Consider the following 25,735-nt stretch of genomic DNA (forward strand, 5'->3'; position numbering starts at 1 on the left):
CCACTGGTCATGACGCCGCGTGATCGCTAGAATTGCGCACTTTTTGACCAGAGGCGCACCCAGCGCCCAGTCGGTGCCCGCGCTGTGCGACGAGGCCCACCATTACACCGAGGTTTGCCATGTCCACCACTAATACCCCCGCATCCGCTCCCAAAGTCGGATTCGTAAGTCTCGGCTGCCCAAAGGCGCTTGTAGACTCCGAACGCATCCTGACCCAATTGCGCATGGAAGGTTACGAAGTCGTGCCGACCTATCAGGATGCCGATGTGGTGGTGGTCAACACCTGTGGCTTCATCGACTCGGCCAAGGCTGAGTCGCTGGAAGTGATCGGCGAGGCGATTGCCGAGAATGGCAAGGTGATCGTGACCGGCTGCATGGGCGTCGACGAGAACGTGATCCGCAATGTGCACCCGAGCGTGCTGTCGGTCACCGGTCCGCAGCAGTACGAGCAAGTGGTTACCGCCGTTCACGAGGTGGTGCCGCCCAATCACGAGCACAACCCGCTGATCGACCTGGTGCCACCGCAAGGCATCAAGCTCACCCCGCGCCACTATGCGTACCTGAAGATCTCCGAAGGCTGCAACCACAGCTGCAGCTTCTGCATCATCCCGTCGATGCGCGGCAAGCTGGTCAGCCGCCCGGTGGGTGATGTACTGGACGAAGCGCAGCGTTTGGTCAAGGCGGGCGTCAAGGAACTGCTGGTCATCTCTCAGGACACCAGCGCTTATGGCGTGGACGTCAAGTATCGTACCGGCTTCTGGAACGGCCAGCCGGTCAAGACTCGCATGACCGAACTGTGCCAGGCCCTGAGCACGCTGGGCGTATGGGTTCGCCTGCACTATGTTTACCCATACCCGCACGTCGATGAGCTGATCCCGCTGATGGCCGCCGGCAAGATCCTGCCGTACCTGGATATCCCGTTCCAGCATGCCAGCCCGAAAGTACTCAAGCTGATGAAGCGCCCGGCCTTTGAAGACAAGACCCTGGCGCGGATCAAGAACTGGCGCGAACAGTGTCCGGAGCTGATCATCCGCTCGACCTTTATTGTCGGCTTCCCGGGCGAGACTGAGGAGGACTTCCAGTACCTGCTCGACTGGCTGACCGAAGCCCAGCTCGACCGCGTCGGCTGCTTCCAGTACTCGCCGGTAGAAGGCGCACCGGCCAATGACCTGGACGTGGCTGAAGTCCCCGATGACGTCAAACAGGAACGCTGGGATCGCTTCATGGCTCACCAGCAGGCAATCAGCGCGGCACGCCTGCAGATGAAGATTGGCAAGGAAATCGAAGTACTGATCGACGAAGTCGACGAGCGCGGCGCAGTCGGCCGCTGCTTCTTCGATGCCCCGGAAATCGACGGCAACGTCTACATTGGTCTGGAAGACGACAGCCCGGTCAAACCTGGCGACAAGATCATCTGCCGGGTCACTGACGCAGACGAATACGACCTGTGGGCTGAAGTGCTGTAAGCCGCCTGGCGTGCTTTCGAGCCCTGCCATTGGCAGGGCTTTTCATTTTCGGCAGCTGGTTGAAGGATTGCGAGATGGATTTCTACATCCCCGAAAAAAACGACTACCCGCGCCTGCTCGATGTCTGGGAAGGCTCGGTGCGTGCCACCCATCTGTTCCTGCCCGAGCACTACATCATCCGGCTCAGGAAGCTGCTGTTCGAACAGTACCTGGATTCGGTAAGCCTGTTTTGTACCCGTGACGGCGAGTTGATCACCGGGTTTGCCGGCGTCAGCGGCGGCAAGCTGCAAATGCTGTTCATCGCGGCCGACTATCGCGGCCAGGGCCTGGGCCGACAACTGCTGGCCCACGCCATCGAACACTTCGGCATCCGTGAACTGGACGTCAACGAACAGAATCCCAAGGCCTTGGGGTTCTATCAGAAACAAGGCTTCAAGATCAGCGGCCGTACAGCCGTCGATGGCCTCGGCCAGCCCTACCCCATGTTGCGCATGACACTGGCACGCCGCGGCTGATATCCGTACGTTCAGGCGTGCCAGCCAGCGTACAATGGCGCCATTCACCTCTTTCAACGGTTACCAGCAATGTCAGACCCTATACGCCTCTCCAAACGCCTTATCGAGCTGACCGGCTGTTCGCGCCGGGAGGCCGAGCTGTACATCGAAGGCGGCTGGGTGACTGTCGACGGCGAGGTGATCGAAGAGCCGCAATTGAAGGTCACCGCCCAGCAGAAGGTCGAGCTGAACGCCGATGCCAAGGCCACCGCCCCGGATCCCGTGACCCTGATCCTGCACAAACCGGCAGGCATGAGCCTTGACGCTGCGCTGCAGTCGATCACACCGGGCACCTTGTGCAATGAACTGAGCTTCGGTAAACGCGTGCTCAAGGGGCACTTTCTGCGCCAGAAGGCCATTTCCACGCTGCAGGACAACGCCAGCGGCCTGGTGGTGTTCAGCCAGGACTGGAAAACCCTGCGCAAGCTGACCGACGATCGCAGCAAGATCGAGCAGGAATATCTTGTCCAGGTCAGTGGCGAGATGGTCGCTCATGGCCTCAATCGCCTGAACCATGGTGTCACCTGGAAAGGCAAGGAACTGCCTGCCGTCAAGGCCAGCTGGCAAAGCGAAAACCGCCTGCGCCTGGCCATGAAAAACCCGCAACCGGATCTCGTCGCGCAACTGTGCGCGGCAGTCGGCGTGCAGATTGTCAGCTTACGCCGGCTGCGCATTGGCACCGTGTCAATGGGCAAGCTGCCTGAAGGACAATGGCGCTACCTGAGTAGCCGGGAAAAATTCTGAAATCGCTTCACTGGACCTTTCACCATGCTTAACAACGATATCCTGCGCAGCGTGCGCTACATCCTGGCGGCCGGCGACAACAAGATCGTCGAGATTCTGAAACTGGCCGACCAGACCGTAACCCGCGCCGAAGTGGCCGGCTGGATCAAGCGCGAAGAGGAAGAAGGCTTTGTCCGCTGCCCGGACACGGTCATGGCGCACTTTCTCGATGGCCTGGTCTATTACAAACGCGGCAAAGACCAAAGCCGGCTGGCGCCGCCCATCGAGCTGCCGGTCACCAATAATCTGGTTTTGAAAAAACTGCGGGTGGCGTTCGAACTCAAGGAAGAAGACCTGCACGCGATTCTCGATGCCACCGGCTTCCCGGTCTCCAAGCCGGAACTCAGCGCGTTGTTTCGCAAGGTCGGCCACAACAACTATCGCGAGTGCGGTGATCAGTTGCTGCGCAACTTCCTCAAAGGCCTCGCCCAGCGCCTGCGCCCTGCCCAGCCATGAGTTTTCAGGTTTCACCGGTCGGTATCGTCCGCTCCTGTTTCAAGGAGAAGTTCGCCATCCCCCGTCAGCCACAATTGGCGCCGGCGGCGCGGGGGGTTCTGGAGCTGCTACCGCCCTTCGATCAGGGCGATGCCGTGCAGGGACTGGAGCAGATCAGCCATGTCTGGCTGCTGTTCGTCTTCCATCAGGCGCTGGAACAAACGCCGCGACTGAAGGTCAGGCCACCACGCCTGGGCGGCAACCAGAGCATGGGGGTGTTCGCCACCCGGGCGACCCACCGGCCCAACGGCATCGGCCAGTCGGTGGTGCGCCTGGACAAGGTCGAACCCGGCCGCCTGTGGCTGTCGGGCATTGACCTGCTCGACGGTACGCCGGTGCTGGATATCAAACCCTATGTGCCTTACGCCGACAGCATCTGCGAGGCACACAACGGCATGGCCAGTGCCGCTCCTGCGCTGATCCCGGTACTGTGGCAGGACGATGCCTTGCAACAGGCCCACGGGCACGCTCAGCGGCTGGCAGAGCCGCTGGTGGAATTGATCGAACAATGCCTGGCGCAGGATCCGAAGCCGGCCTATCAGACCCCATCCCCCGAACGCCGCTACGGCGCGCAGTTCTGGGATCTGGATGTGCGTTGGCACTACCCGCAGGCCGGGGTCATTCGGGTGCTTGAGGTTGTGCTTTCAGCCTGACGAACAGGCACAAAAAAACCGCCGGTTCTGACGAAACGGCGGTTTTTTTATTACGCTGGGCTTACTTCTCGACGAAAGCACGCTCGATCAGGTAGTCGCCCGGCTCGCGCATGCGCGGCGAAACTTTCAGGCCGAAGCTGTCGAGCACTTCGCTGGTTTCATCCAGCATGCTCGGGCTGCCGCACAGCATGGCACGGTCGTCCTGTGGGTTGATCGGCGGCAGGCCGATGTCTTCGAACAGCTTGCCACTGCGCATCAGGTCGGTCAGACGGCCCTGATTGTGATAAGGCTCGCGGGTCACGGTCGGGTAGTAGATCAGTTTTTCACGCACCGCCTCACCGAAGAACTCGTTCTGTGGCAGGATTTCGGTGATGAACTCGTGATAAGCCACTTCGCTGACCCAACGCACGCCGTGCACCAGAATGACCTTGTCGAAGCGCTCATAGGTTTCCGGGTCCTGGATGACGCTCATGAATGGCGCCAGGCCGGTGCCGGTGCTCAGCAGGTACAGGTGCTTGCCCGGTAGCAGGTCGTCGAGGACCAGAGTACCGGTAGGCTTTTTGCTGATCAGGATCTCGTCGCCTTCCTTGAGGTGCTGCAGCTGCGAGGTCAGCGGGCCGTCTGGCACCTTGATGCTGAAAAATTCCAGATGCTCTTCCCAGTTCGGGCTGGCGACAGAGTAGGCACGCATCAGCGGACGCCCGGTGGGCTGCTGCAGACCGATCATGACGAATTGACCGTTCTCGAAACGCAGACCTGGGTCCCGGGTGCACTTGAAGCTGAAGAGGGTGTCGTTCCAATGATGAACACTGAGGACACGCTCGTGATACATGTTACTCATGTACGGGAAAACTCCTGAAAAAAATCATCCACGCCAGCACAGGCACTATTGCGCGCCATTCTAGTGGCAGACACAATATCTGTTAACTGGATTATCAAGATATGGGTTATCGGTTATATAGATATGCGATTTACTCTCCGCCAGCTTCAAGTCTTCGTCGCCGTTGCGCAGCAGGAAAGCGTGTCCAAAGCTGCGGTCATGCTGTCGCTGTCGCAGTCAGCGGCCAGCACTTCGATTACCGAACTGGAGCGCCAGTCGAGCTGCCAGTTGTTTGACCGTGCCGGCAAGCGCCTGAGCCTTAACGCGACTGGGCGCCAGTTGCTGCCGCAGGCTGTGGCCCTGCTCGACCAGGCCAAGGAAATCGAAGACCTGCTCAACGGTAAATCCGGCTTCGGTTCGCTGGCGGTGGGTGCCACGCTGACCATCGGCAATTATCTGGCGACCCTATTGATCGGCGGCTTCATGCAGCGCCACCCGGAAAGCCAGGTCAAGCTGCATGTGCAGAACACCGCGCATGTTGTACAGCAGGTGGCCCATTATGAAATTGATCTGGGCCTGATTGAAGGCGACTGCAGCCATCCGGACATTGAAGTGCAGTCCTGGGTCGAGGATGAACTGGTGGTGTTCTGCGCCCCACAACACCCACTGGCCCGACAAGGCCGGGCGAACCTGGAAGAGCTGACCCGTGAAGCATGGATTCTGCGCGAACAGGGTTCAGGTACTCGCCTGACTTTCGACCAGGCCATGCGTCATCATCGTAACGGTCTTAACGTGCGCCTGGAACTGGAGCACACCGAGGCCATCAAACGCGCAGTTGAATCAGGGCTGGGGATTGGTTGCATTTCCAGGCTGGCACTGCGCGATGCGTTTCGGCGCGGCAGCCTGGTGGCGCTGGACACTCCAGAGCTGGATCTGTCCAGGCAGTTCTATTTCATCTGGCACAAACAGAAATACCAGACCTCGGCCATGCGCGAGTTTCTTGAGCTGTGCCGCGCGTTCACCGCCGGTGTCCAGCGCAGCGACCAGATTGTGTTGCCAAGCCTTTATCAAGACTAAAAGGCTTCAGCCGAGCAACACCACCATCCATACTGCGGCGATCATGCTCAGGGCTACCAGTTGCGCGGCGCTGCCCATGTCCTTGGCGTTCTTGGACAACGGATGCAGATCCAGAGAGATACGGTCAATCGCTGCTTCCACCGCCGAGTTGAGCAATTCGACAATCAGCGCCAGCAAGCACACAGCAATCAGCAGCGCCCGCTCGCCACGACTGACATCAAGCAAGAATGCCAGCGGAATCAACAGCACATTGAGCAAGACCAGTTGACGAAAAGCGGCTTCGCCCTTGAAGGCTGCGCTCAGGCCATCGAAAGAATAGCCCGCAGCATTGAGAACACGTTTAAGGCCGGTCTGGCCCTTGAAAGGCGACAACATACAAAAACTGCCATGCAGAAAGGATGAGGGAAGCTAAGCGAGGCTCAGTCAAAAAAACGTGAACCTGTGGTGCGATCAATGCGCCGCAATTGATTCCAGCTGTTGCAGCAACAGCGCCGCCTGGGTGCGGGTACGCACACCGAGCTTACGGAAGATGGCGGTTACATGGGCCTTGATGGTTGCTTCCGAAACATTGAGTTCAAAGGCGATCTGCTTGTTGAGCAGCCCCTCACAAACCATGGTCAAAACCCGGAACTGCTGGGGTGTCAGACTGGCCAGGCCGGCGCTGGCGGCCTTGGCTTCAGCCGAGACACTGACCGGCTCATCGGCCTGCGGCGGCCACCAGGTATCGCCGTCAAGCACGGCGCGCACTGCCTGCTGGATCGTCTGCAGAGGACTCGACTTGGGAATGAAGCCACTGGCACCGAACTCACGGGAACGTACGACAATCGCGGCCTCTTCCTGAGCCGAGACCATCACCACCGGAATCTGCGGGTATTGCCCACGCAGCAATACCAGACCGGAAAAGCCATAGGCGCCCGGCATGTTCAGATCCAGCAGAACCAGATCCCAGTCGGTCTTGCCCTGCAGATGCGCCTCGATCTGCGCGATGCTCTCGGCCTCGACCAGTCTCACCCCAGGGCCCAGTCCCAGGCTAAGGGCCTGATGCAAGGCACTGCGAAACAACGGGTGATCATCGGCGATCAAGATATCGTAGGTCATGGTCTGATCCTGTTCTTATAGTGAGTACGGGTACTCAACAAGGCATCCGGGAGATGCTGGCCACTCTCCATTGCCCCTGCGAACCACGTCCGGGAAATCAAGCCTCAGGGCGGCGCCAAGAATGCCCAGCCATCCGGTGCGGGTCAAGCGAGATACCCGCCAGAAGATGGCAATTAGCCTCTTGATGCACGCTTATATATTACCGATAGCCTTTCACCAGACTGTGCGCGGCATCGTCAGGATCAATGGGCCGCTGGAACTTGGCACCCAGATAGTGGGCAGTGAAAACATCCAGCCAGGCATCCAGCACATGGCTCGCCTCGACATCCCCGGCCAGCTCCAAACACAATGCGGCGACTTCGGCCGTACAAAAATGGTCTTCACGCTTTGAACGCCGCAGGCGATAACGCGAAAGCTGCTCCGGCGCCAGGCTCAGCACCGGAAAGCGCTCCAGATACGGACTTTTGCGAAACATCTTGCGCGCTTCGGTCCAGGTCGCATCAAGCAGAATGAACAACGGCCGCTTGCCCGGTTCAGGAATGACCTTATCGACCACCCGCTCCTGCGCCACGAACTCGCCTGGAAACACCAGATAAGGCTGCCACTGGGGATCGTCCAGCAGGCTCAGCAGTTGCGCGTCAACCTCGATGCGCGACCAGCCAAACGCATGAGTGTCTGCGATCACATCCGCAATCAGCCAACCGGTGTTGGTCGGTTTCAACGGCTCGGTGTCGTACATCAGCAGGCATATCCCGGAGCTGGCGGCCACTTTGGGGCGCAAGGCGCACAGGCAATAGCTGAAAATGACCCGGCAATCAGGACAACGCGGCGCCCGCGAACCGCGAGCCAGAAAAGGTTTGCTACTGCGCGCCAGGCGGTCCTGGCGCAAACGGGATACGGCATGGCTCATTGCAGAATGAACCTGCACAACGACAGCATCGGCACAACAGATACCCGACAGAACAGAAAAGTGCGCGAAGTCTACCAGAGCCCGACCGGCAAGTGCCCAGGTGTGAAGCAGCCTGGCAAGCCCTATACTTGTGCCACTACGGTGAACGCCAATCGATGGCGCTGGTCAGACCCTCACCACCGAATCAGGAGAATTCCATGCTGCGCCTCATCGCCCCAACCCTTACCCTGCTGCTGGTAGCCCCTCTGGCTGCCCAGGCGGCCTCCAAGCAGGAGTATGAACTGAGCCAGATGCTGGAAAAGGTCGCCAAAGAGAGCAGCGTCGGTACCCCACGGGCCATCAATGAAGACCTTCTGGATCAAGGTTATACCGTCAACGGCCACGAGCTGATCAATCATCTGAGCGTGCGTGAGGGCCAGGCCCAACAAATGCGTGCCAATCCTGACACCGTGCGCGCTCAACTGGGCGCCAGCGTTTGCCACAATAATGGCTATCGCCAGTTGATGACCAAAGGTGCAGTGCTGAAATATCAATTCAGCGAATACAAAACCAACCGGCCGATCATGGCCCAGACCTTCAGCAACGCCGACTGCACCGCAAAGCCTGCCGCCAAGGCCAAGAAGTAGCAGGCCGTTGAAAAACATAGGCGAGGCAGGTAGTTTTTCAACAGCCTAGCAAGCCTTCAGCCACCCGCCCTGCGCTTGGCTGCCAGCACTGCGCGCCGCTGTTCATCATCGGCACGCAGTTCGGCAATCAGGGCATTGATATAACGTGAACGCCTTCCTTCACCGCACAAGCGCCGCTGGCACTCCTGACGCAGCGTCAGCCTGTTATCCCGAGCCGCCTGTACCAACGCATCGTAAAGTGCCTGATCCACTTCCAGTTCGATGAATACCATCTGCAGCCTCCCTGCATACCTCATCGCACCCACACCAACCCGCTCTGCAGTGCTTGTGAGCGAGTCCTGTTCTAAGTAAATCAGAGCAACGGGCGACCACCTGCCCGCCTGACGAGCGGGCATCGCGACCTCAGTGTTCATGAAGAGAAACATCATCAAGTCGACATCAGCGGCGCGCTGACGCTATAAATCTTCACATGCGTTGCAGATGCTCTGCGCTTTACGGACTACGTGCGGACACCCCACGTATTCCGTCAACCACGTACACCGACAGGACACCTCAGCACCGTTCGAAAGTGCGCTTGTTCAAAGGCAACCAATGCCTGTCGAAGGAGAAGACCTTTATGCCGTATGTAGCCAACGACGTTTTAGCCCGGCACTTCCAGAGCAACGGCCTGGACCTCACCTCGCAGATCGAGGAGCACATCAGGCAGATCGCACCGGCCACCGCCAACCTGCCGCTGTACCGCGACATGATCCTGACGGTGCTGCGCATGGCCGAAGATGACCGCAACCGCTGGAACGCCAAGATCGTCTTGCAGACCCTGCGCGAACTGGACAATGCCTTTCGCGTACTGGAACAGTTCAAGGGGCGCCGTAAAGTCACCGTATTCGGTTCTGCCCGTACACCTGTAGAACATCCGCTTTACGCCATGGCCAGAGACCTGGGCGAACAACTGGCCGAAGCCGACCTGATGGTCATCACCGGTGCCGGTGGCGGCATCATGGCCGCAGCTCATGAAGGAGCGGGTTTCGGTCACAGCCTGGGTCTGAATATCACCTTGCCGTTCGAACAGCACGCCAACCCGATCGTCGATGGCAGCGACCATTTGCTGTCGTTCCACTTCTTCTTCACCCGCAAGCTGTTCTTCGTCAAGGAAGCCGACGCGCTGGTGCTCTGCCCAGGTGGTTTCGGCACGCTGGACGAAGCTCTGGAAGTACTGACCCTGATCCAGACCGGCAAAAGCCCGTTGGTACCGGTGGTACTGCTCGACACAGCTGACGGCAGCTTCTGGCAGAGCGCGCTGGACTTCATGAAAAACCAGTTGCAGGACAACCGCTACATACTGCCCAGCGACATGAAGCTCATGCGTCTGGTGCACAGCCCTGAACAGGCCGTCGATGAGATCAACCGCTTTTACAGCAATTTCCATTCAACCCGTTGGCTGAAGAAGACCTTTGTTATCCGCATGCATCATGCGCTTAGCGAAACAGCGCTGGAGCAGATACGTGAGGAATTTGCCGACCTGTGCCTGAGCGGCAGCTTTGAGCAACACAGCTACCATCCCGATCACGACGAAGAACGCTTCAGCCAGCTCAGCCGTCTGACGTTCAACTCCACCGGCCGTCAGCAGGGGCGCCTCAGAGAATTGATAGACGTGATCAACGAGCCACAGAACCGGGCTGAAAAAACCATAGCACCGGCAGCAGAACAATCCTCAGCGCTCGGCGCGCTCTGAACGGATCAGTCGTCTTCTCGGCCGCTTAACAAGCGGCCAATCAGATCCATTGGATAACCCCGATAAGCCAGAAAGCGGGTTTGTTGAGCCCGCTCACGCGCATCGGCGGGTCGCCGGCCTGCGAACTTGCGCTGCCAGACTTCAGACAGACGAGCTCGCCAATCGACCTCGCACTCTTTTAGCGCCTGCTCGATATCGGCACGCGCCAGACCACGCTGCCCCAGCTCCTCACGAATGCGTAAGGGACCGTAGCCGGAACGTGCACGTGAGGCGACAAAACTCTCAAGGTAACGGGCTTCGGAAAGCAGTCCTTCGTCGGTAAGACGATCCAGAGCAGCTTCGATCATTTCAGGCGGGGCGCCGCGCTGACGCAACTTGCGCGTCAGCTCGACACGACCATGCTCGCGTCGTGCGAGCAGGTCCATTGCAGAACGCCGTACAGCGACAGGCGTATCGAGTACGGTGGTCATGAGCGCAATCAGATATCGGCGTCAGCTTCAGCCATATCGTCAGCGGACTCATCGATGTCCACTGCGCGGTTGTCGGCAGCAGCGGCACCACCACTGAGCAGCTTGTCACGAATCTGCTTTTCAAGTGCCTTGGCAATTTCCTGATTCTCGGCAAGGAACTTGGCCGAGTTGGCCTTGCCCTGGCCAATCTTGTTGCCCTGGTAGCTGTACCAGGCGCCGGATTTTTCCAGGAAGCCATGGGCCACAGCCAGGTCGATAATTTCGCCGTTAAGGTAAATGCCTTTTCCGTACAGGATCTGGAACTCAGCCTGACGGAACGGTGGCGCAACCTTGTTCTTGACGATCTTGACCCGGGTCTCACTACCGACCACTTCATCACCCTCTTTCACCGCGCCGGTACGGCGGATGTCGAGCCGGACCGAAGCGTAGAACTTGAGGGCGTTACCACCGGTGGTGGTTTCCGGGCTACCGAACATCACACCGATCTTCATCCGGATCTGGTTGATGAAAATGACCAGGCAGTTGGCGTTCTTGATGTTACCGGTGATCTTGCGCAGCGCCTGGGACATCAGGCGGGCCTGGAGGCCCACGTGCATATCACCCATCTCGCCTTCGATTTCAGCCTTGGGTACCAGTGCTGCCACGGAGTCGACAACAATCACGTCAACAGCGTTGGAACGCACCAGCATGTCGGTGATTTCCAGCGCCTGCTCACCAGTATCGGGCTGCGACACCAGCAGGTCGTCGACATTGACACCCAATTTACCAGCATACTCGGGGTCCAGCGCGTGCTCGGCGTCAACGAAGGCGCAGGTAGCGCCCATTTTCTGGGCCTGGGCAATGACCGACAGGGTCAAGGTGGTCTTACCGGAAGACTCCGGACCATAGATTTCAACGATCCGGCCTTTGGGCAGGCCACCAATGCCCAGCGCGATGTCCAGACCCAGCGAGCCGGTAGAGATGGAAGGAATCGCCTGGCGCTCGTGGTCACCCATGCGCATTACGGCACCTTTGCCGAATTGACGCTCGATCTGACCCAAGGCCGCAGCCAAGGCTTTCTTCTTGTTCTCGTCCATTGAAGTCCTCACGTAATCAAATTCAAAAAGGGCCTTGCGGCCACAACACCTGTATAAGTAGCCAGTATTATTCCACAGCCTTGAGCGAACGCCTACCCCTGTTTGGAGTTTTCTCCGGCACAAAGCCCTACGAGCCCCTCTAGCGCAGCCTTTACCGTCTGTCGGCGCACGGCATCCCGATCACCGGCAAACACATGGCAACGGGCAATGATCTGCTCGCCGGCCACCCAGCACAGCCACACCGTACCGACCGGCTTGGACGCAGAGCCGCCGCCTGGCCCGGCGACACCACTGACCGCCACCGCAAACCGTGCACCACTGTGACGCTGCGCACCGAGGGCCATGGCCTGCACAACCTCCTGACTGACTGCACCCACGCTGGCGAACAGTTCTTGCGGCACATCCAGCTGGCGGGTTTTCTGCGCATTGGAATAGGTCACATAGCCGGCTTCGAACCAGGCCGAACTGCCCGCTATGCGGGTAATGGCTTCGGCAATACCGCCACCGGTACAGGACTCGGCGGTGCTGACCTGAGCCTGCAGACGTTGCAGATGCTCACCAAGCAAGCCGGCAAGCCGGGTAAGGTCGTCCATGCAGCACTCCTGATGCCATTGATCTGGATAAGTTGGGCGCAAAGTCTACACAGGGAATCGGGGTAGAAGGCAGCAGCAAAACGTGAGGTCATGATTCGACCTGATGCGCATGGTAACCTTGATGTCATTGGTCGGCAGACAACTCGTCTGCCTTGAAGCGCCCTTACTTTATAGAACGAACCCGCCTGACCCACTGATGAATAAAGCCATTACCGATCTGTCCGCCCACACCCCCATGATGCAGCAGTACTGGAAACTGAAAAACCAGCATCCAGACCAACTCATGTTCTATCGCATGGGCGACTTCTACGAAATCTTCTACGAAGATGCGAAAAAAGCCGCCAAGCTGCTGGATATCACCCTCACCGCCCGCGGTCAGTCGGCAGGTCAAAGCATCCCCATGTGCGGCATTCCCTTCCACTCGCTCGAAGGTTACCTGGCCAAACTGGTCAAACTCGGTGAGTCGGTGGTGATCTGCGAGCAGATCGGCGACCCGGCCACCAGTAAGGGACCGGTAGAACGCCAGGTGGTTCGCATCATCACTCCCGGTACGATCAGTGATGAGGCGCTGCTCGATGAGCGCCGTGACAACCTGCTGGCCGCCCTGCTCGGCGATGAGCGCTTGTTCGGCCTGGCGGTGATGGACATCACCAGCGGTCTGTTCAGCGTTCAGGAGATCAAAGGCTGGGAGAACCTGCTGGCCGAACTGGAACGGATCAACCCGGTCGAGTTGCTGATCCCCGACGACTGGCCACAGGGCCTGCCGGCAGAAAAACGCCGTGGTGCCAGACGCCGCGCGCCCTGGGACTTTGAGCGTGACACGGCGCACAAGAGCCTGTGCCAACAGTTCGGCACTCAGGACCTCAAGGGGTTTGGCTGCGAAACCCTGACCCTGGCCATCGGCGCTGCCGGCTGCCTGCTCGGTTATGCCAAAGAAACCCAGCGTACCGCCCTGCCTCACCTGCGCAGCCTGCGCCACGAGCGCATGGACGATACAGTGATTCTCGATGGTGCCAGCCGGCGCAACCTGGAACTGGACACCAACTTGGCGGGCGGGCGCGACAACACCCTGCTGTCGGTCATGGACCGCTGCCAGACACCAATGGCGACCCGCATGCTGATTCGCTGGCTGAACCGCCCGCTGCGCGATCTTGGCGTGATCCAGGCCCGCCAGAGCGCGATCGCCTGCTTCCTGGACCGCTACCGCTTCGAAAGCCTGCAACCGCAGCTCAAGGAAATCGGTGATATCGAGCGCATTCTGGCGCGGATCGGCCTGCGCAATGCGCGCCCTCGTGATCTGGCTCGTTTGCGCGATGCGCTGAGCGCCCTGCCCGAGCTGCAACAGGCGATGGCCGATCTGGAAGCGCCGCACCTGCAACAACTGGCGAAAACCGCCGGCACTTACCCGGAACTGGCAGACCTGCTGCAACGCGCAATCATCGATAACCCGCCCGCGGTGATCCGCGACGGCGGCGTGCTCAAGACCGGCTACGATGCCGAGCTGGACGAGCTGCAATCGCTGAGCGAGAACGCCGGTCAGTTCCTTATCGACCTTGAAGCCCGGGAGAAGGCCCGCACCGGCCTGGCCAACCTCAAGGTCGGCTATAACCGTGTCCATGGCTACTTCATCGAGCTACCCAGCAAGCAGGCCGAACAGGCACCGGCCGACTACATTCGACGCCAGACCCTCAAGGGCGCCGAGCGCTTCATAACCCCGGAACTCAAGGAGTTCGAAGACAAGGCGTTGTCGGCCAAAAGCCGCGCCCTGGCAAGGGAGAAGATCCTCTACGAAACCCTGCTTGAAGACCTGATCGGCCATCTTGCGCCGTTACAGGACACCGCAGCGGCGCTGGCCGAGCTGGATGTACTGAGCAACCTCGCAGAACGGGCCCTCAATCTGGACCTCAACTGCCCGGACTTCGTCGCGCAACCGTGCATGAAGATCGAGCAAGGCCGCCATCCGGTGGTCGAGCAGGTGTTGTCCAGCCCCTTCGTGGCCAACGACCTGGCACTGGACGACAACACGCGCATGCTGGTGATCACCGGTCCCAACATGGGCGGTAAGTCGACCTATATGCGTCAGACCGCGCTGATTGTCTTGCTGGCCCATATCGGCAGCTTCGTCCCGGCTGCGGCTTGCGAGCTGTCGCTGGTCGACCGGATCTTCACCCGGATTGGCTCCAGTGACGACCTGGCCGGCGGCCGTTCGACCTTCATGGTCGAGATGAGCGAGACGGCCAATATCCTGCACAATGCCACCGACCGCAGCCTGGTGTTGATGGACGAAGTCGGTCGTGGCACCAGCACATTCGACGGATTGTCGCTGGCCTGGGCTGCGGCAGAATGTCTCGCCCAATTGCGCGCCTATACGCTGTTCGCGACCCACTACTTCGAGTTGACCGTGCTGCCCGAGAGCGAGCCGCTGGTCAGCAACGTGCATCTCAATGCCACCGAACACAACGAACGGATCGTGTTCCTGCACCGGGTGCTGCCTGGCCCTGCCAGCCAGAGCTATGGCCTTGCCGTGGCCCAGCTGGCCGGCGTGCCGGCGCGAGTCATCAGCCGTGCCAAAGAGCATCTGCAACGCCTGGAAACCACCAGCCTGCCCCACGACCTGCCCAAGGCCAAAGCCGGAAAACCTGCAGCCCCCGTGCAAAACGACCTGTTCGCCAGCCTGCCCCATCCGGTACTTGAAGAACTGGGGCGAATCAGGCCCGATGACCTGACTCCGCGTCAGGCCCTGGACTTATTGTATTCATTGCAAACTCGACTATGACGCGGAGCATAACAAGCTGTTAGAATCCTGCGCGGTTTTGGGATGCTCTCAGTTTGAATCTGGTCGAGCAGTCATATGAGCCGCGTGAACACGCAGCGAACCAAGGTCAAGCGGCAGGCGGATCCAACCAACCTGCCTTAAGGCCGCTTACCTGCACGTGCTTTCATTCGGCCCGGTGTCATTCCCGAGCCCGGTATCGCTGGCTGACACAGCGATGCTGCCGCCGCCTGAGGAGAAAATTAGAAATGACCTTCGTCGTCACCGACAACTGCATCAAGTGCAAGTACACCGACTGCGTAGAAGTCTGTCCGGTGGACTGCTTCTACGAAGGCCCGAACTTCCTGGTGATTCACCCGGATGAGTGCATCGATTGCGCACTGTGCGAGCCTGAATGCCCGGCCCAGGCCATCTTCTCGGAAGACGAGATCCCGGCTGGCATGGAGAACTTCATCGAGATCAACGCCGAACTGGCAGAAATCTGGCCAAGCATCACCGAACGCAAGGACGCTTTGCCGGATGCTGCCGAGTGGGACGGCAAGACCGGCAAGATCGCCGATCTGGAGCGTTGATTCCAGGGTTCTGCGCGGGCCATTCGCGCAGCGCCTGCCGACACTTTCGGGCAGGCAAAAAAAGGGGCGGTATGACCGCCCACATTTTTTCCATGGTCCATTTGATCCTTTTCATCATCCTGATGAATCGCATCCTGCGATGTCCTTGAGGTGTTCTTCCTTGAGCGCCTGCGCCACTCCGTTGGCACAGTTCAGATACTAGTGATTTTTTCGCTCAGGGCAATGCCCTGAAAACCGGAAACAACCGGCGAAGCTTCACGTCAAAAACCTGAAACCCCATTCAAATCAACAGGATGGGAAACTTCCCAATACTCTATAGCTAATAATCTGCAACCCAGGACTACAACGACTTACAACATGGGTAAGCAATGGATTACACGCGCAGTCATCAGTCGCTGAAAGTATTGGTTACAGGATAAAAATGCGGACATATAAACGCTATTGTCAGCAATATGTCATAAGAATATGCAGATATGAAAAAGCCGATATCAACATCGGGTTGGTTGATATCGGCTTTTTCGCTCGCCAGCCTAGCGGAACAGGGATTCGCTGGAGAGGCCGTTCTTTTCCAGAATCTCGCGCAGACGCTTGAGCCCCTCGACCTGAATCTGCCGCACCCGCTCACGGGTAAGGCCGATCTCCAGCCCCACATCCTCCAGGGTACTGCTTTCATGACCACGCAGACCGAAGCGACGGATCACCACCTCACGTTGCTTCTCGGTCAGCTCTGACAGCCACTGGTCGATGCTCTGGGAAAGGTCATCGTCCTGCAGCAGCTCAAACGGGTCGGTTGGCCGATCATCGGTGAGGGTGTCGAGCAGGGTCTTGTCCGAATCAGGCCCCAGCGAGACGTCCACAGAGGACACCCGCTCGTTGAGCCCAAGCATGCGCTTGACTTCGCTGACCGGTTTTTCCAGCAGGTTGGCGATCTCTTCCGGGGAAGGCTCGTGATCGAGCTTCTGGGTCAACTCGCGCGCTGCACGCAGGTAGACGTTCAGCTCCTTGACCACATGAATCGGCAGACGGATGGTCCGCGTCTGATTCATGATAGCCCGCTCGATGGTCTGGCGAATCCACCAGGTCGCATAAGTCGAGAACCGGAAGCCGCGTTCGGGGTCGAACTTCTCGACCGCCCTGATCAGCCCCAGGTTACCTTCTTCGATCAGATCAAGCAGAGACAGACCGCGGTTGACGTACCGCCGGGCAATCTTGACCACCAGCCGCAGGTTGCTCTCGATCATGCGCTTGCGGCCGGCCGGATCGCCCTTTTGCGACAGACGTGCAAAATGGACTTCTTCTTCCGGGGACAGCAAGGGAGAGAAACCGATCTCGTTCAGATACAGCTGGGTGGCGTCCAACGCCCGGGTGTAATCGATGTACTTATGCTGTTTGAGCGACGAGGAAGTTTTGGCCTTGGTGCGAGCCGAGACTGCAGTAGACGGCTGCTTCTCGTCCGACACCTGCTCCAGGACAATGCCAGCGTCCATGAGGAGCACTTCATCATCGATGTCAAACTCCGGCGCCCCGTTGCTAAGAGCCATTGTTATAGTCCTTTGGTGAGTTCGACCTCAAGCTCCAGCGTCGCCTGATCTCCGTGGCAACACTTGAGCCTGTTCCTAATTACGTCAGGAACAGGCTGGCAACACTCAACGGCGCGGCAAAAATTGCAGAGGGTCCACAGGCTTTCCTTGACGGCGAATCTCAAAGTGCAGCTTCACCCGGTCAGTTCCCGTTGACCCCATCTCGGCAATTGTCTGCCCTGCCTTGACTTGTTGTCCTTCCCGTACCAAGAGCCTGCGGTTGTGACCGTAGGCGCTGACGTAGGTATCGCTGTGTTTGATGATGATCAATTCGCCGTAGCCCCGTAATCCACTTCCGGCGTAAACAACAGATCCATCAGACGCTGCCAAAACAGGCTGTCCCAAATCCCCGGCGATATCAATTCCTTTATTCAAACTACCGTTTGATGAAAATTTGCCTATCAACACGCCACTGGCCGGCCATGTCCAGCCGCTCGGCGAACGCTCGGCAACACCGCCCGGGGTGGTTGCCGCAGGCGCAATGACCACTGGCGTGACAGCCACCGGCTTGGAAATGACCGTGGTTTTTACAGAGCCTGAACCACTGCTGGTGGTGGAACTGGAAGTCACCACCGGAGCACGGGTCGCCACGACTGGAGCCGGGTCGGAGCGCCCGTCAAAACGGATTGTCTGACCCGGACGAATGGTGAAAGGCTCGGGGATTCCATTGCGCACCGCCAGAGCCTTCCAGTCCCAGCCATAGCGGAAGGCAATGGAAAACAGGGTATCACCGCGCTTGACCACGTATTGCCCCTTGGTGACCGGCGCCCGTTGCGCGACGGCATTACCGTTGCGATCGACGACGCTCACGCCGCCCGAAGGCGAGCTGGCACAGCCAACCAGCACAACACTGAGCACAACGCCCAGCAGCAGATGCTGAAAACCTGTGAAAGAACCAAGCTGTCGAATGACCCTATGACTCACCCGCCACTCCCTTTACTGGTGACTGAATTGGAAAGACTTCAATTGTGTCGCAACACCACTGAACCGCCAGTGTAACCATTACGAACGCTAGCCTCTGGTGCACAGCCACCGCTCGCTAGTGCCACCTTGCCACATCCGGGGTGCTGGATAGACCGGTAAGCGCGGGCAGAATTCACTGCGACCACTCACGCCAGCGGTCCATTGAGTAACGGCACAAAGCGCACCGAACCCAGTACGTGTCGGGAAAAGCCGTGTTCCTCACGGATGATCAGCATCAGTTGCTGAACCTCACCCGCCCCAACCGGGATGACCATCCGCCCACCAGGCGCCAACTGATCGAGCAGCGCCTGAGGCACATCAGCGGCCACTGCAGTCACGATGATGCCGTTGTAGGGCGCCAGCGGCGGCCAGCCTTCCCAGCCATCCCCCCAGCGGAACACCACATTGCGCAGATTCAGCTCGACCAGACGCTCTTTGGCACGGTCCTGCAGGACCTTGATCCGCTCGACAGAAAACACCCGTTCAACCAGTTGCGCCAATACCGCCGTCTGGTAGCCCGAACCGGTGCCAATCTCCAGCACCTTGTCCAACGGGCCAGCCTCCAGCAGCAACTCGCTCATGCGCGCCACCATGTATGGCTGGGAGATGGTCTGGTTATGGCCGATCGGCAAAGCCGTATCTTCATAGGCGCGGTGCGCCAGGGCCTCATCGACAAACAGATGCCGGGGCGTCTTGAGGATTACATCCAGTACCCGGGAGTTGCTCAGCCCCTCTTCGTACAGACGCTGGATCAGACGCTCGCGGGTGCGTTGCGAGGTCATGCCGATACCACGGCGCAGCAGATCATCCCTTGAATTCAACGCAGCCCCTCCAGCCAGACGTTCAGGCTGTCGAAACCATCCCGATAGGTGCGATCAAGCTGCAATGGCGTGATCGACACATAGCCCTGCATCACGGCATGAAAATCAGTCCCGGCACCACCGTCCTCCGCATCTCCGGCGGCTGCAATCCAGTAGCCGGCGCGGCCGCGCGGGTCGACCACCTTGACCGGCGCAGCCGCACGGGCGCGATGCCCCAGGCGGGTCAACTGGATACCGCGTATCCGGTCCAGCGGCAGATTGGGCACGTTCACATTCAGCACCGTACGCGCAGGCAGATCGAGCTGCTCGTGCGCTTCGACCAGCAGGCGCGCGTAATGCGCCGCCGTGGCCAGGTTGTCCGGCTGACGCGACAAAAACGAAAAGGCGATGCTCGGGCGTTGCAGAAACCGGCCTTCCAGCGCAGCGGCCACAGTCCCCGAATACAGCACATCGTCGCCCAGGTTGGCGCCCAGATTGATCCCGGACACCACCATATCCGGTTCGTCCGGCAACAGACCATTAAGGCCCAGATGGACGCAGTCGGTCGGGGTGCCGTTGACGCTGATAAAGCCGTTGGCCAGCACCTGCGGGTGCAGTGGACGATCGAGGGTCAGCGAACTGCTGGCACCGCTCTTGTCCTGGTCAGGGGCGATCACCACGCACTCGGCATAATCCGACAGCGCTGCATACAACGCTGCCAGACCGGGCGCGGCGACCCCGTCATCGTTAGAAATCAGAATACGCATGGGTTATCCGTAAGCCCCACCGGCACCAGATCGACAAGTTCGCGGACCAGTACGGTCGCGAAACATCCAGGCGGCAGGACGAATTCCAGTTGCAGAATGTCAGGCTCGGGATAATGCCACGTCAGACGACCGATGGGCAGTCGCAGGATGCGACGCTCGTGTTCCATTCCCGCCCTTACCAGCCAGTCACGCAATGCCGGCTCCTGCGCAGCCACGCCATTCTCGAGTTCCGCTGTGGCCGCCGCCGCAGGTGAATCACCCTCGCCCCACTGCGGGCCGGTCGGGTGCAGGTCGAGAATCGCCAGCCGCGGGTCGTTGCATTCCTCAGGCCCGGCCGGGAAAAAGCTGCGGCTGTCAGTGAATGCCAGCAAGTCGCCGACCTGGGCGCGGTTCCAGCTGCCGTCGGCGACCCGTGCGGCCAGTACCCGGTTGAACAGATAACTGCGCGCCGTCGACAACAGCCGCGAGCGTACCGCGCGTTGCTCGGGCAACGCCATGCGCTCGGCATATTCACGAGCGTGCGGCAAATTGCCGCCGTCATGACCAAAGCGCTGGGCACCGAAGTAGTTGGGAATACCCTGCGCGGCAATGGCCTGCAAACGTTTGTCCAAGGCCACCTTGTCGGCATTGAGCGCAGTCAGACGCAGGGTGAAACCGTTGGCCGAGTGGGCACCGCGCTGTAATTTGCGCCGATGCCGGCCGCGCTTGAGGATCGCCAGGCTGGCATCCTCTGCGCCAGCCAGATCAGGGTCAGCCTTGCCCGGCAACTGGATACTGAACCACTGGCGGGTCAGCGCCTGGCGATCCTTGAGGCCGGCATAACTGACCGTGCGCAACGGCACGCCCGCAGCCCGCGCCAGACGACGCGCAGCGTCCTCGGTGTTCAGCTCACGCTTCTCGACCCACAGCCACAGGTGTTCGCCATCGCCAGACAACGGGATGTCCAGCACTTCATCGACCTGGAAATCTTCGGCCACCGCCTTGAGTTGCGCGGTGCCCAGCGCATCGCCATAAGCCCGCGGGCCAAGCAGTTCGAGTTCGGTCATGCGCGCAACAACAACGCGACGGCATGCACCGCGATGCCTTCTTCACGGCCGACGAAGCCGAGTTTTTCCGTGGTAGTGGCCTTGACGTTGACCTGATCGAGATCGACCTGCAGGTCCTGGGCAATCAGCTCGCGCATGGCCTGGATATGCGGGGCCATCTTGGGCGCCTGGGCAACGATGGTGGCGTCGACATTGGCGACCTTCCAGCCCTTCTCCCCGACCAGCTTGATCACATGACGCAGCAGCACGCGACTGTCGGCGCCCTTGAACTGCGGGTCGGTATCCGGGAAGTGCTTGCCGATATCGCCCAGCGCTGCTGCACCCAGCAGAGCATCGCTCAGGGCGTGGAGCAGGACATCGCCATCGGAATGTGCCAACAGGCCGAAACCGTGTGCTATCCGCACGCCGCCCAAGGTAATGAAATCGCCTTCGGCGAAACGGTGCACATCGTAGCCATGGCCTATACGCATAGAAAAACGCCCCGATAAAAGTCAGGGCGAGATTCTACCTGCTTTGGCAGACCTTGGGGGTGCTTCTAAAAACGTAGGCGAGGCAGTCAGCGTAAGGCAAAAACAGGCAAGGAAGCGGAGTTTACGGGTTGTAAATGAGCATTCCGCGCCTGTTTTTAACGCAGCGATGACAACGTAGGTAGTTTTTAGAGGCGCCCTTGGGGCGGCCAGTCAATAGGCTTTGAGGGCCGTCGCGTGATGGCGCAGGTGTTCTTCGATGAAGCTGGCGATGAAGTAGTAGCTATGGTCATAGCCAGGCTGCATGCGCAGGTTCAGCGGATGCCCGGCGGCCTTGGCAGCCTGCATCAGGGCCTCGGGTTTGAGCTGATTGACCAGAAAGTCATCACGGTCGCCCTGATCGACCAGGATCGGCAGCTTTTGCGTGGCCTGGGCCAGCAGCAGGCTGGCATCCCACTCGCGCCAGCGCGAGCGGTCTTCACCCAGATAACGCGAGAAGGCCTTCTGGCCCCACGGGCAATCAACCGGGTTACTGATCGGCGAAAAGGCCGAGACCGACTGGTAGCGACCCGGATTGCGCAGCGCGCAGACCAGCGCACCGTGACCACCCATCGAGTGGCCGCTGATACCACGGGCCTGGGAAGCCGGAAAATGCTCTTCGATCAACGCGGGCAGTTCATCGACCACGTAATCGTACATCCGGTAGTGCCGGGCATACGGCTGCTCGGTGGCGTTGAGGTAAAAACCGGCGCCCAGACCGAAATCCCAGGCACCCTCCGGGTCACCGGCAACATCCGGCCCGCGCGGGCTGGTATCAGGCGCTACGATGATCAACCCCAGCTCGGCGGCCAGGCGCTGGGCACCGGCTTTCTGCATGAAGTTCTCGTCAGTGCAGGTCAGCCCCGACAGCCAGTACAGCACCGGCAGCTTGCCACCCTGTTCGGCCTGCGGCGGCAGATAGACCGCGAACACCATGTCGCAGCCCAGCGCCTTGGAGTGATGCTTGTAACGCTTGTGCCAGCCGCCGAAGCTTTTCTGGCAGGAGATATTTTCCAGACTCATGGAGCCTCCAGCTATAAACCTCAAGCTACAAGCAGCAAGCAAGAGCGAACTCCACTTGCTGCTTGAAACTTGCAGCGCTCTTAGAAGTGGACGACGGAACGGATGCTCTTGCCTTCATGCATCAGTTCAAACGCATGGTTGATCTCATCCAGGCCCATGGTGTGGGTGATGAACTTGTCCAGCGGGATTTCGCCGGTTTCCGACTTCTGCACATAGGACGGCAACTCGGTACGGCCTTTCACGCCGCCGAACGCCGAACCACGCCATACCCGACCGGTCACCAGCTGGAACGGACGGGTGGAGATTTCCTGACCGGCGCCGGCAACACCGATGATCACCGACTCGCCCCAGCCTTTGTGGCAGCATTCCAGCGCGGCGCGCATCAGGTTGACGTTGCCGACGCACTCGAAGGAGTAGTCCACGCCGCCATCGGTCAGCTCGACGATGACTTCCTGGATCGGACGCTCGTGATCCTTTGGATTGACGAAATCGGTGGCTCCCAGCTCACGGGCGATGTCGAACTTGGCCGGGTTGATGTCGATAGCGATGATGCGCGAGGCCTTGGCCATCTTGGCGCCGATGATCGCCGCCAGACCGATGCCGCCCAGACCGAAGATCGCTACGGTGTCGCCTTCCTTGACCTTGGCGGTGTTGAGCACCGCACCGATACCGGTGGTCACGCCGCAACCCAGCAGACAGACCTTCTCCAGCGGCGCCTCTTTGGGGATTTTGGCCAGCGAGATTTCCGGCAGCACGGTGTACTCGGAGAACGTCGAGCAGCCCATGTAGTGGTAGACCGGCTCGCCGTTGTAGCTGAACCGGGTAGTGCCGTCAGGCATCAGGCCCTTGCCCTGAGTGGCACGTACCGCCTGGCACAGGTTGGTCTTGCCGGAGGTGCAGAACTTGCACTTGCCGCACTCGGCGGTGTACAGCGGAATGACGTGATCGCCCACCTGCAGCGAGGTGACACCCTCACCCACCGCCTCAACGATACCGCCACCCTCGTGACCGAGAATGCACGGGAAGATACCTTCAGAGTCCTGACCCGACAGGGTGTAGGCATCGGTGTGGCAGACGCCGCTGGCCACGACACGCACCAGCACTTCGCCAGCACGAGGCGGCTGGACATCGACTTCAACGATACGCAGGGGTTCGTTAGGGGCGAAAGCTACAGCGGCACGCGACTTGATCATGCGGTTCTCCTTGGAAGGCTTTATGGGCTTGAAGGGTAAAAAATGATTTCAGCAGTGTATTACAGGCTGCTCTGGTGAATAATCGGACCAAAGCAAAACATTATTGCCATACAGGGATAATCAATGTTCGCCAGCGGTTGGGAAGGAATGGACGAATTCGTTGCGGTTGCCGAATGCGGGCAGTTCACCGCCGCCGCACAGCGCATGGGCGTCTCGTCGTCACACATCAGTCGGCAGATCGTGCGCCTGGAAGAGCGCTTGCAAACCCGCTTGCTGTATCGCAGCACCCGGCGCGTGGCGCTGACCGAAGCCGGCCAGACGTTTTTGCAGCACTGCCAGCGCTTGCAGGACGGCCGCGAGGAAGCCTTGCGCGCGGTGAGTGACTTGACCAGCGAGCCCAAGGGCTTGCTGCGCATGACCTGCGCCGTTGCTTACGGCGAGCGCTTCATCGCACCGTTGGTGACACGATTCATGGAGCAGTACCCGCAGTTGCGTATCGATATCGAGCTGTCTAACGACACGCTGGATCTGGTTCACGAGGGCCTGGACCTGGCGATTCGCCTCGGGCGGCTGCAGGATTCACGACTGGTCGCCGCCCGCCTGGCACCGCGGCGCATGTACCTGTGCGCTTCACCGTCCTATCTGGAGCGCTACGGCCGACCGCACAGCCTGTCGGAGCTCAACCGCCATAACTGCCTGATCGGCAGCAGCGACACTTGGCTGCTGCAATACAACGGTCGGGAGTTTTCACAACGGATCCAGGGTAACTGGCGTTGCAACAGCGGTCAGGCGGTGCTGGACGCCGCCTTGAATGGCATGGGGTTGTGTCAGTTGCCGGACTATTACGTGCTGGAGCATTTGCAAAGCGGTGCACTGGTGTCGCTGCTTGAAGCGCACCAGCCGCCCAATACCGCGGTGTGGGCGCTGTATCCGCAGCAACGCCACCTGTCGCCGAAAGTGCGCAAGCTGGTGGATTACCTCAAGCAGGGGTTGGCGCAGCGTAAGGAATATGTGGGCGGGGGTTAGTAGGAGCGGCTTTAGCCGCGAATTAACATTTGGCATTTAAAGAGATGGGAAATCTTGCCTAGCGGGGGCAGGGCTGCAGGTTTCGCCCTGCTGGGCGAGTTCCTTTGTCTTGGCAAAGGAACCAAACCGCTTGCTCCGGTCTTGGCCCCGCCCTTGAGGGCGGGGTTCCCTCGCTCCGGCGCCGCATCACCGGTACGCGCTGACGGCCCGTCCATGGGCCGGCAGCGCTGACTCGGCATCAATGCCTCGTCCCCGGTTCTGCGACACCTGCGCTCGGCCAGCGCCAATCGTCGCGTTCGGCGTCGTCTGTGACATCTCGGCTCGAAGATCAAAATCAACAGCAACAGCAACAGCAACAGCAACAGCAACAGCAATGGCAATGGCGCTTTGGGGGCTTAACTGATCGGCATTACACTTACAACCCGTTAAACAAGCGCCGCTGCCGCAACCACTCCAGATCTTCCGGCCGCGTGACCTTGATATTGTCCGACCGCCCCTCGACCAACCGCGGCGCCTGCCCAGCCCATTCAATAGCCGAAGCTTCATCGGTAATTGCAGCGTGAGCCACCAGGCTGTCAGCCAAAGCCCGATGCAAAGTGCCCAGGCGAAACATCTGCGGCGTATACGCCTGCCAGATCAAACTGCGGTCCACGGTTTCCGTCACCCGCCCCTGGTTATCAGCGCGCTTGAGCGTATCGCGCGCTGGCACCGCCAACAGACCACCCACCGGGTCATCGGCCAGTACCGACAGCAAGTTATCCAGGTCGCCACGCGACAGATTGGGCCGCGCCGCATCATGCACCAACACCCAATCATCGTCGTCAGCACCCTGCGCATGCAGATGCAACAACGCATTGAGCACCGAATCGGCCCGTTCCTTGCCGCCATCGACACGCTGGACGCGTGAATCCAGCGCACAGGGCAAGGTCGGCCAATAGGGATCATCCGCCGCCAAGGCGATAACCAGCCCCTTGAGGCGTGGATGATCGAGAAAACACAGCAGGCTGTGTTCAACAATAGTCAGAGCGCCCAATTGCAGGTACTGCTTGGGACGGTCAGCTGCCATGCGGGCACCCACACCCGCAGCAGGAATAACTGCCCAGAAGGCAGGCAATACGCTAGTCATCAGCTTA

28 protein-coding genes are annotated in these 25,735 nt (G+C 59.7%); 11 read left to right on the plus strand and 17 right to left on the minus strand.

What is annotated here, in order from left to right; genetic code table 11:
• The first annotated feature begins 119 nt into the window (after positions 1-119).
• From rimO to tsaA, 5 genes are all read left to right on the plus strand, one after another.
• Positions 120-1,466: a 30S ribosomal protein S12 methylthiotransferase RimO gene (rimO, locus tag NJC38_RS13920; RefSeq protein WP_253115188.1), complete on the plus strand. Its 1,347-nt coding sequence runs from the start codon at positions 120-122 to the stop codon at positions 1,464-1,466.
• A gap of 74 nt (positions 1,467-1,540) precedes the next feature.
• Positions 1,541-1,981 (plus strand): GNAT family N-acetyltransferase, encoded by a 441-nt coding sequence (locus NJC38_RS13925; protein WP_253115189.1) that lies wholly within the window; start codon positions 1,541-1,543, stop codon positions 1,979-1,981.
• A gap of 69 nt (positions 1,982-2,050) precedes the next feature.
• Positions 2,051-2,764 carry an rRNA pseudouridine synthase gene (locus NJC38_RS13930; RefSeq protein WP_045488800.1) on the plus strand — a complete coding sequence of 238 codons (714 nt, stop codon included), beginning with the start codon at positions 2,051-2,053 and terminating at the stop codon, positions 2,762-2,764.
• A 24-nt stretch (positions 2,765-2,788) separates the two neighbouring features.
• A complete protein-coding gene (locus NJC38_RS13935; RefSeq protein WP_045488797.1) occupies positions 2,789-3,259 on the plus strand; it encodes a DUF1456 family protein in 471 nt (156 codons plus the stop codon).
• Entirely contained in the window at positions 3,256-3,951 is a 696-nt protein-coding gene (gene tsaA / locus NJC38_RS13940) for a tRNA (N6-threonylcarbamoyladenosine(37)-N6)-methyltransferase TrmO (protein WP_253115190.1), read from the plus strand. Before NJC38_RS13935 ends, tsaA begins: the two co-directional genes overlap by 4 nt.
• Positions 3,952-4,012: 61 nt before the next feature.
• Here the strand turns inward: tsaA and fpr are convergent, their stop codons facing one another.
• Positions 4,013-4,792 (minus strand): ferredoxin-NADP reductase, encoded by a 780-nt coding sequence (fpr, locus tag NJC38_RS13945; protein ID WP_045488791.1) that lies wholly within the window; start codon positions 4,790-4,792, stop codon positions 4,013-4,015.
• Between the two features lie 123 nt (positions 4,793-4,915).
• Here fpr and NJC38_RS13950 point away from each other — a divergent pair, with 123 nt between their 5' ends.
• A complete protein-coding gene (locus tag NJC38_RS13950) occupies positions 4,916-5,848 on the plus strand; it encodes a LysR family transcriptional regulator (protein ID WP_045488788.1) in 933 nt (310 codons plus the stop codon).
• Between the two features lie 6 nt (positions 5,849-5,854).
• Here the strand turns inward: NJC38_RS13950 and NJC38_RS13955 are convergent, their stop codons facing one another.
• The 3 genes from NJC38_RS13955 to NJC38_RS13965 all read right to left on the minus strand — a co-directional run bounded on the left by NJC38_RS13955 (position 5,855) and on the right by NJC38_RS13965 (position 7,856).
• Positions 5,855-6,223: a diacylglycerol kinase gene (locus NJC38_RS13955; RefSeq protein WP_162484335.1), complete on the minus strand. Its 369-nt coding sequence runs from the start codon at positions 6,221-6,223 to the stop codon at positions 5,855-5,857.
• 75 nt (positions 6,224-6,298) lie between these two features.
• Positions 6,299-6,946, minus strand: coding sequence for a response regulator transcription factor ErdR (gene erdR / locus NJC38_RS13960; protein WP_253115191.1), 648 nt, complete (start codon positions 6,944-6,946; stop codon positions 6,299-6,301).
• A gap of 199 nt (positions 6,947-7,145) precedes the next feature.
• A complete protein-coding gene (locus NJC38_RS13965) occupies positions 7,146-7,856 on the minus strand; it encodes a tRNA-uridine aminocarboxypropyltransferase (RefSeq protein WP_253115192.1) in 711 nt (236 codons plus the stop codon).
• 197 nt (positions 7,857-8,053) lie between these two features.
• Here NJC38_RS13965 and NJC38_RS13970 point away from each other — a divergent pair, with 197 nt between their 5' ends.
• The gene (locus tag NJC38_RS13970; protein WP_253115193.1) at positions 8,054-8,482 is read left to right on the plus strand and encodes a quorum-sensing-regulated virulence factor family protein; all 429 of its coding nucleotides are present in this window, start codon (positions 8,054-8,056) and stop codon (positions 8,480-8,482) included.
• Between the two features lie 56 nt (positions 8,483-8,538).
• Here NJC38_RS13970 and NJC38_RS13975 read toward each other — a convergent pair whose 3' ends face one another.
• Positions 8,539-8,754 (minus strand): hypothetical protein, encoded by a 216-nt coding sequence (locus tag NJC38_RS13975; protein ID WP_045488776.1) that lies wholly within the window; start codon positions 8,752-8,754, stop codon positions 8,539-8,541.
• A 344-nt stretch (positions 8,755-9,098) separates the two neighbouring features.
• Here NJC38_RS13975 and NJC38_RS13980 point away from each other — a divergent pair, with 344 nt between their 5' ends.
• Positions 9,099-10,214 carry a TIGR00730 family Rossman fold protein gene (locus NJC38_RS13980; RefSeq protein ID WP_253115194.1) on the plus strand — a complete coding sequence of 372 codons (1,116 nt, stop codon included), beginning with the start codon at positions 9,099-9,101 and terminating at the stop codon, positions 10,212-10,214.
• A gap of 5 nt (positions 10,215-10,219) precedes the next feature.
• Here the strand turns inward: NJC38_RS13980 and recX are convergent, their stop codons facing one another.
• From recX to NJC38_RS13995, 3 genes are all read right to left on the minus strand, one after another.
• Positions 10,220-10,684, minus strand: a complete 465-nt coding sequence (gene recX / locus NJC38_RS13985; RefSeq protein WP_253115195.1) for a recombination regulator RecX — start codon at positions 10,682-10,684, stop codon at positions 10,220-10,222.
• 8 nt (positions 10,685-10,692) lie between these two features.
• The gene (gene recA, locus NJC38_RS13990; protein WP_253115196.1) at positions 10,693-11,760 is read right to left on the minus strand and encodes a recombinase RecA; all 1,068 of its coding nucleotides are present in this window, start codon (positions 11,758-11,760) and stop codon (positions 10,693-10,695) included.
• A 92-nt stretch (positions 11,761-11,852) separates the two neighbouring features.
• Positions 11,853-12,353 carry a CinA family protein gene (locus tag NJC38_RS13995; protein WP_253115197.1) on the minus strand — a complete coding sequence of 167 codons (501 nt, stop codon included), beginning with the start codon at positions 12,351-12,353 and terminating at the stop codon, positions 11,853-11,855.
• A gap of 208 nt (positions 12,354-12,561) precedes the next feature.
• On the opposite strand from NJC38_RS13995, the gene mutS reads away from it, so the two are divergent.
• Both mutS and fdxA read left to right on the plus strand, forming a co-directional pair.
• Positions 12,562-15,129 carry a DNA mismatch repair protein MutS gene (mutS, locus tag NJC38_RS14000; protein WP_253115239.1) on the plus strand — a complete coding sequence of 856 codons (2,568 nt, stop codon included), beginning with the start codon at positions 12,562-12,564 and terminating at the stop codon, positions 15,127-15,129.
• 245 nt (positions 15,130-15,374) lie between these two features.
• Positions 15,375-15,698, plus strand: coding sequence for a ferredoxin FdxA (gene fdxA / locus NJC38_RS14005; protein WP_045488752.1), 324 nt, complete (start codon positions 15,375-15,377; stop codon positions 15,696-15,698).
• 530 nt (positions 15,699-16,228) lie between these two features.
• Here the strand turns inward: fdxA and rpoS are convergent.
• The 8 genes from rpoS to NJC38_RS14045 form a co-directional block, all read right to left on the minus strand.
• Complete coding sequence (gene rpoS, locus NJC38_RS14010) at positions 16,229-17,239, minus strand: RNA polymerase sigma factor RpoS (RefSeq protein ID WP_045488748.1); 1,011 nt, start codon at positions 17,237-17,239, stop codon at positions 16,229-16,231.
• A 105-nt stretch (positions 17,240-17,344) separates the two neighbouring features.
• Entirely contained in the window at positions 17,345-18,202 is an 858-nt protein-coding gene (locus tag NJC38_RS14015; protein ID WP_045488745.1) for a peptidoglycan DD-metalloendopeptidase family protein, read from the minus strand.
• 185 nt (positions 18,203-18,387) lie between these two features.
• Positions 18,388-19,023 (minus strand): protein-L-isoaspartate(D-aspartate) O-methyltransferase, encoded by a 636-nt coding sequence (locus tag NJC38_RS14020; protein WP_045494436.1) that lies wholly within the window; start codon positions 19,021-19,023, stop codon positions 18,388-18,390.
• A 35-nt stretch (positions 19,024-19,058) separates the two neighbouring features.
• Positions 19,059-19,808, minus strand: coding sequence for a 5'/3'-nucleotidase SurE (gene surE, locus NJC38_RS14025; protein WP_045488742.1), 750 nt, complete (start codon positions 19,806-19,808; stop codon positions 19,059-19,061).
• Positions 19,796-20,854 carry a tRNA pseudouridine(13) synthase TruD gene (gene truD / locus NJC38_RS14030; protein WP_253115198.1) on the minus strand — a complete coding sequence of 353 codons (1,059 nt, stop codon included), beginning with the start codon at positions 20,852-20,854 and terminating at the stop codon, positions 19,796-19,798. The genes surE and truD overlap by 13 nt, the downstream gene beginning before the upstream one ends.
• Positions 20,851-21,324, minus strand: coding sequence for a 2-C-methyl-D-erythritol 2,4-cyclodiphosphate synthase (gene ispF, locus NJC38_RS14035; RefSeq protein WP_045488736.1), 474 nt, complete (start codon positions 21,322-21,324; stop codon positions 20,851-20,853). The genes truD and ispF overlap by 4 nt, the downstream gene beginning before the upstream one ends.
• 210 nt (positions 21,325-21,534) lie before the next feature.
• Positions 21,535-22,383, minus strand: coding sequence for an S-formylglutathione hydrolase (gene fghA / locus NJC38_RS14040; protein WP_253115199.1), 849 nt, complete (start codon positions 22,381-22,383; stop codon positions 21,535-21,537).
• A gap of 80 nt (positions 22,384-22,463) precedes the next feature.
• A complete protein-coding gene (locus NJC38_RS14045; protein ID WP_045488731.1) occupies positions 22,464-23,576 on the minus strand; it encodes an S-(hydroxymethyl)glutathione dehydrogenase/class III alcohol dehydrogenase in 1,113 nt (370 codons plus the stop codon).
• A 123-nt stretch (positions 23,577-23,699) separates the two neighbouring features.
• Here NJC38_RS14045 and NJC38_RS14050 point away from each other — a divergent pair, with 123 nt between their 5' ends.
• The gene (locus NJC38_RS14050) at positions 23,700-24,602 is read left to right on the plus strand and encodes a LysR substrate-binding domain-containing protein (RefSeq protein ID WP_253115200.1); all 903 of its coding nucleotides are present in this window, start codon (positions 23,700-23,702) and stop codon (positions 24,600-24,602) included.
• 415 nt (positions 24,603-25,017) lie between these two features.
• Here NJC38_RS14050 and ispD read toward each other — a convergent pair whose 3' ends face one another.
• Positions 25,018-25,728, minus strand: coding sequence for a 2-C-methyl-D-erythritol 4-phosphate cytidylyltransferase (gene ispD / locus NJC38_RS14055; protein ID WP_253115201.1), 711 nt, complete (start codon positions 25,726-25,728; stop codon positions 25,018-25,020).
• Positions 25,729-25,735 lie beyond the last annotated feature (7 nt).

The organism is Pseudomonas sp. 21LCFQ010, from assembly GCF_024129905.1.
In the GTDB taxonomy this organism is placed as follows: domain Bacteria; phylum Pseudomonadota; class Gammaproteobacteria; order Pseudomonadales; family Pseudomonadaceae; genus Aquipseudomonas.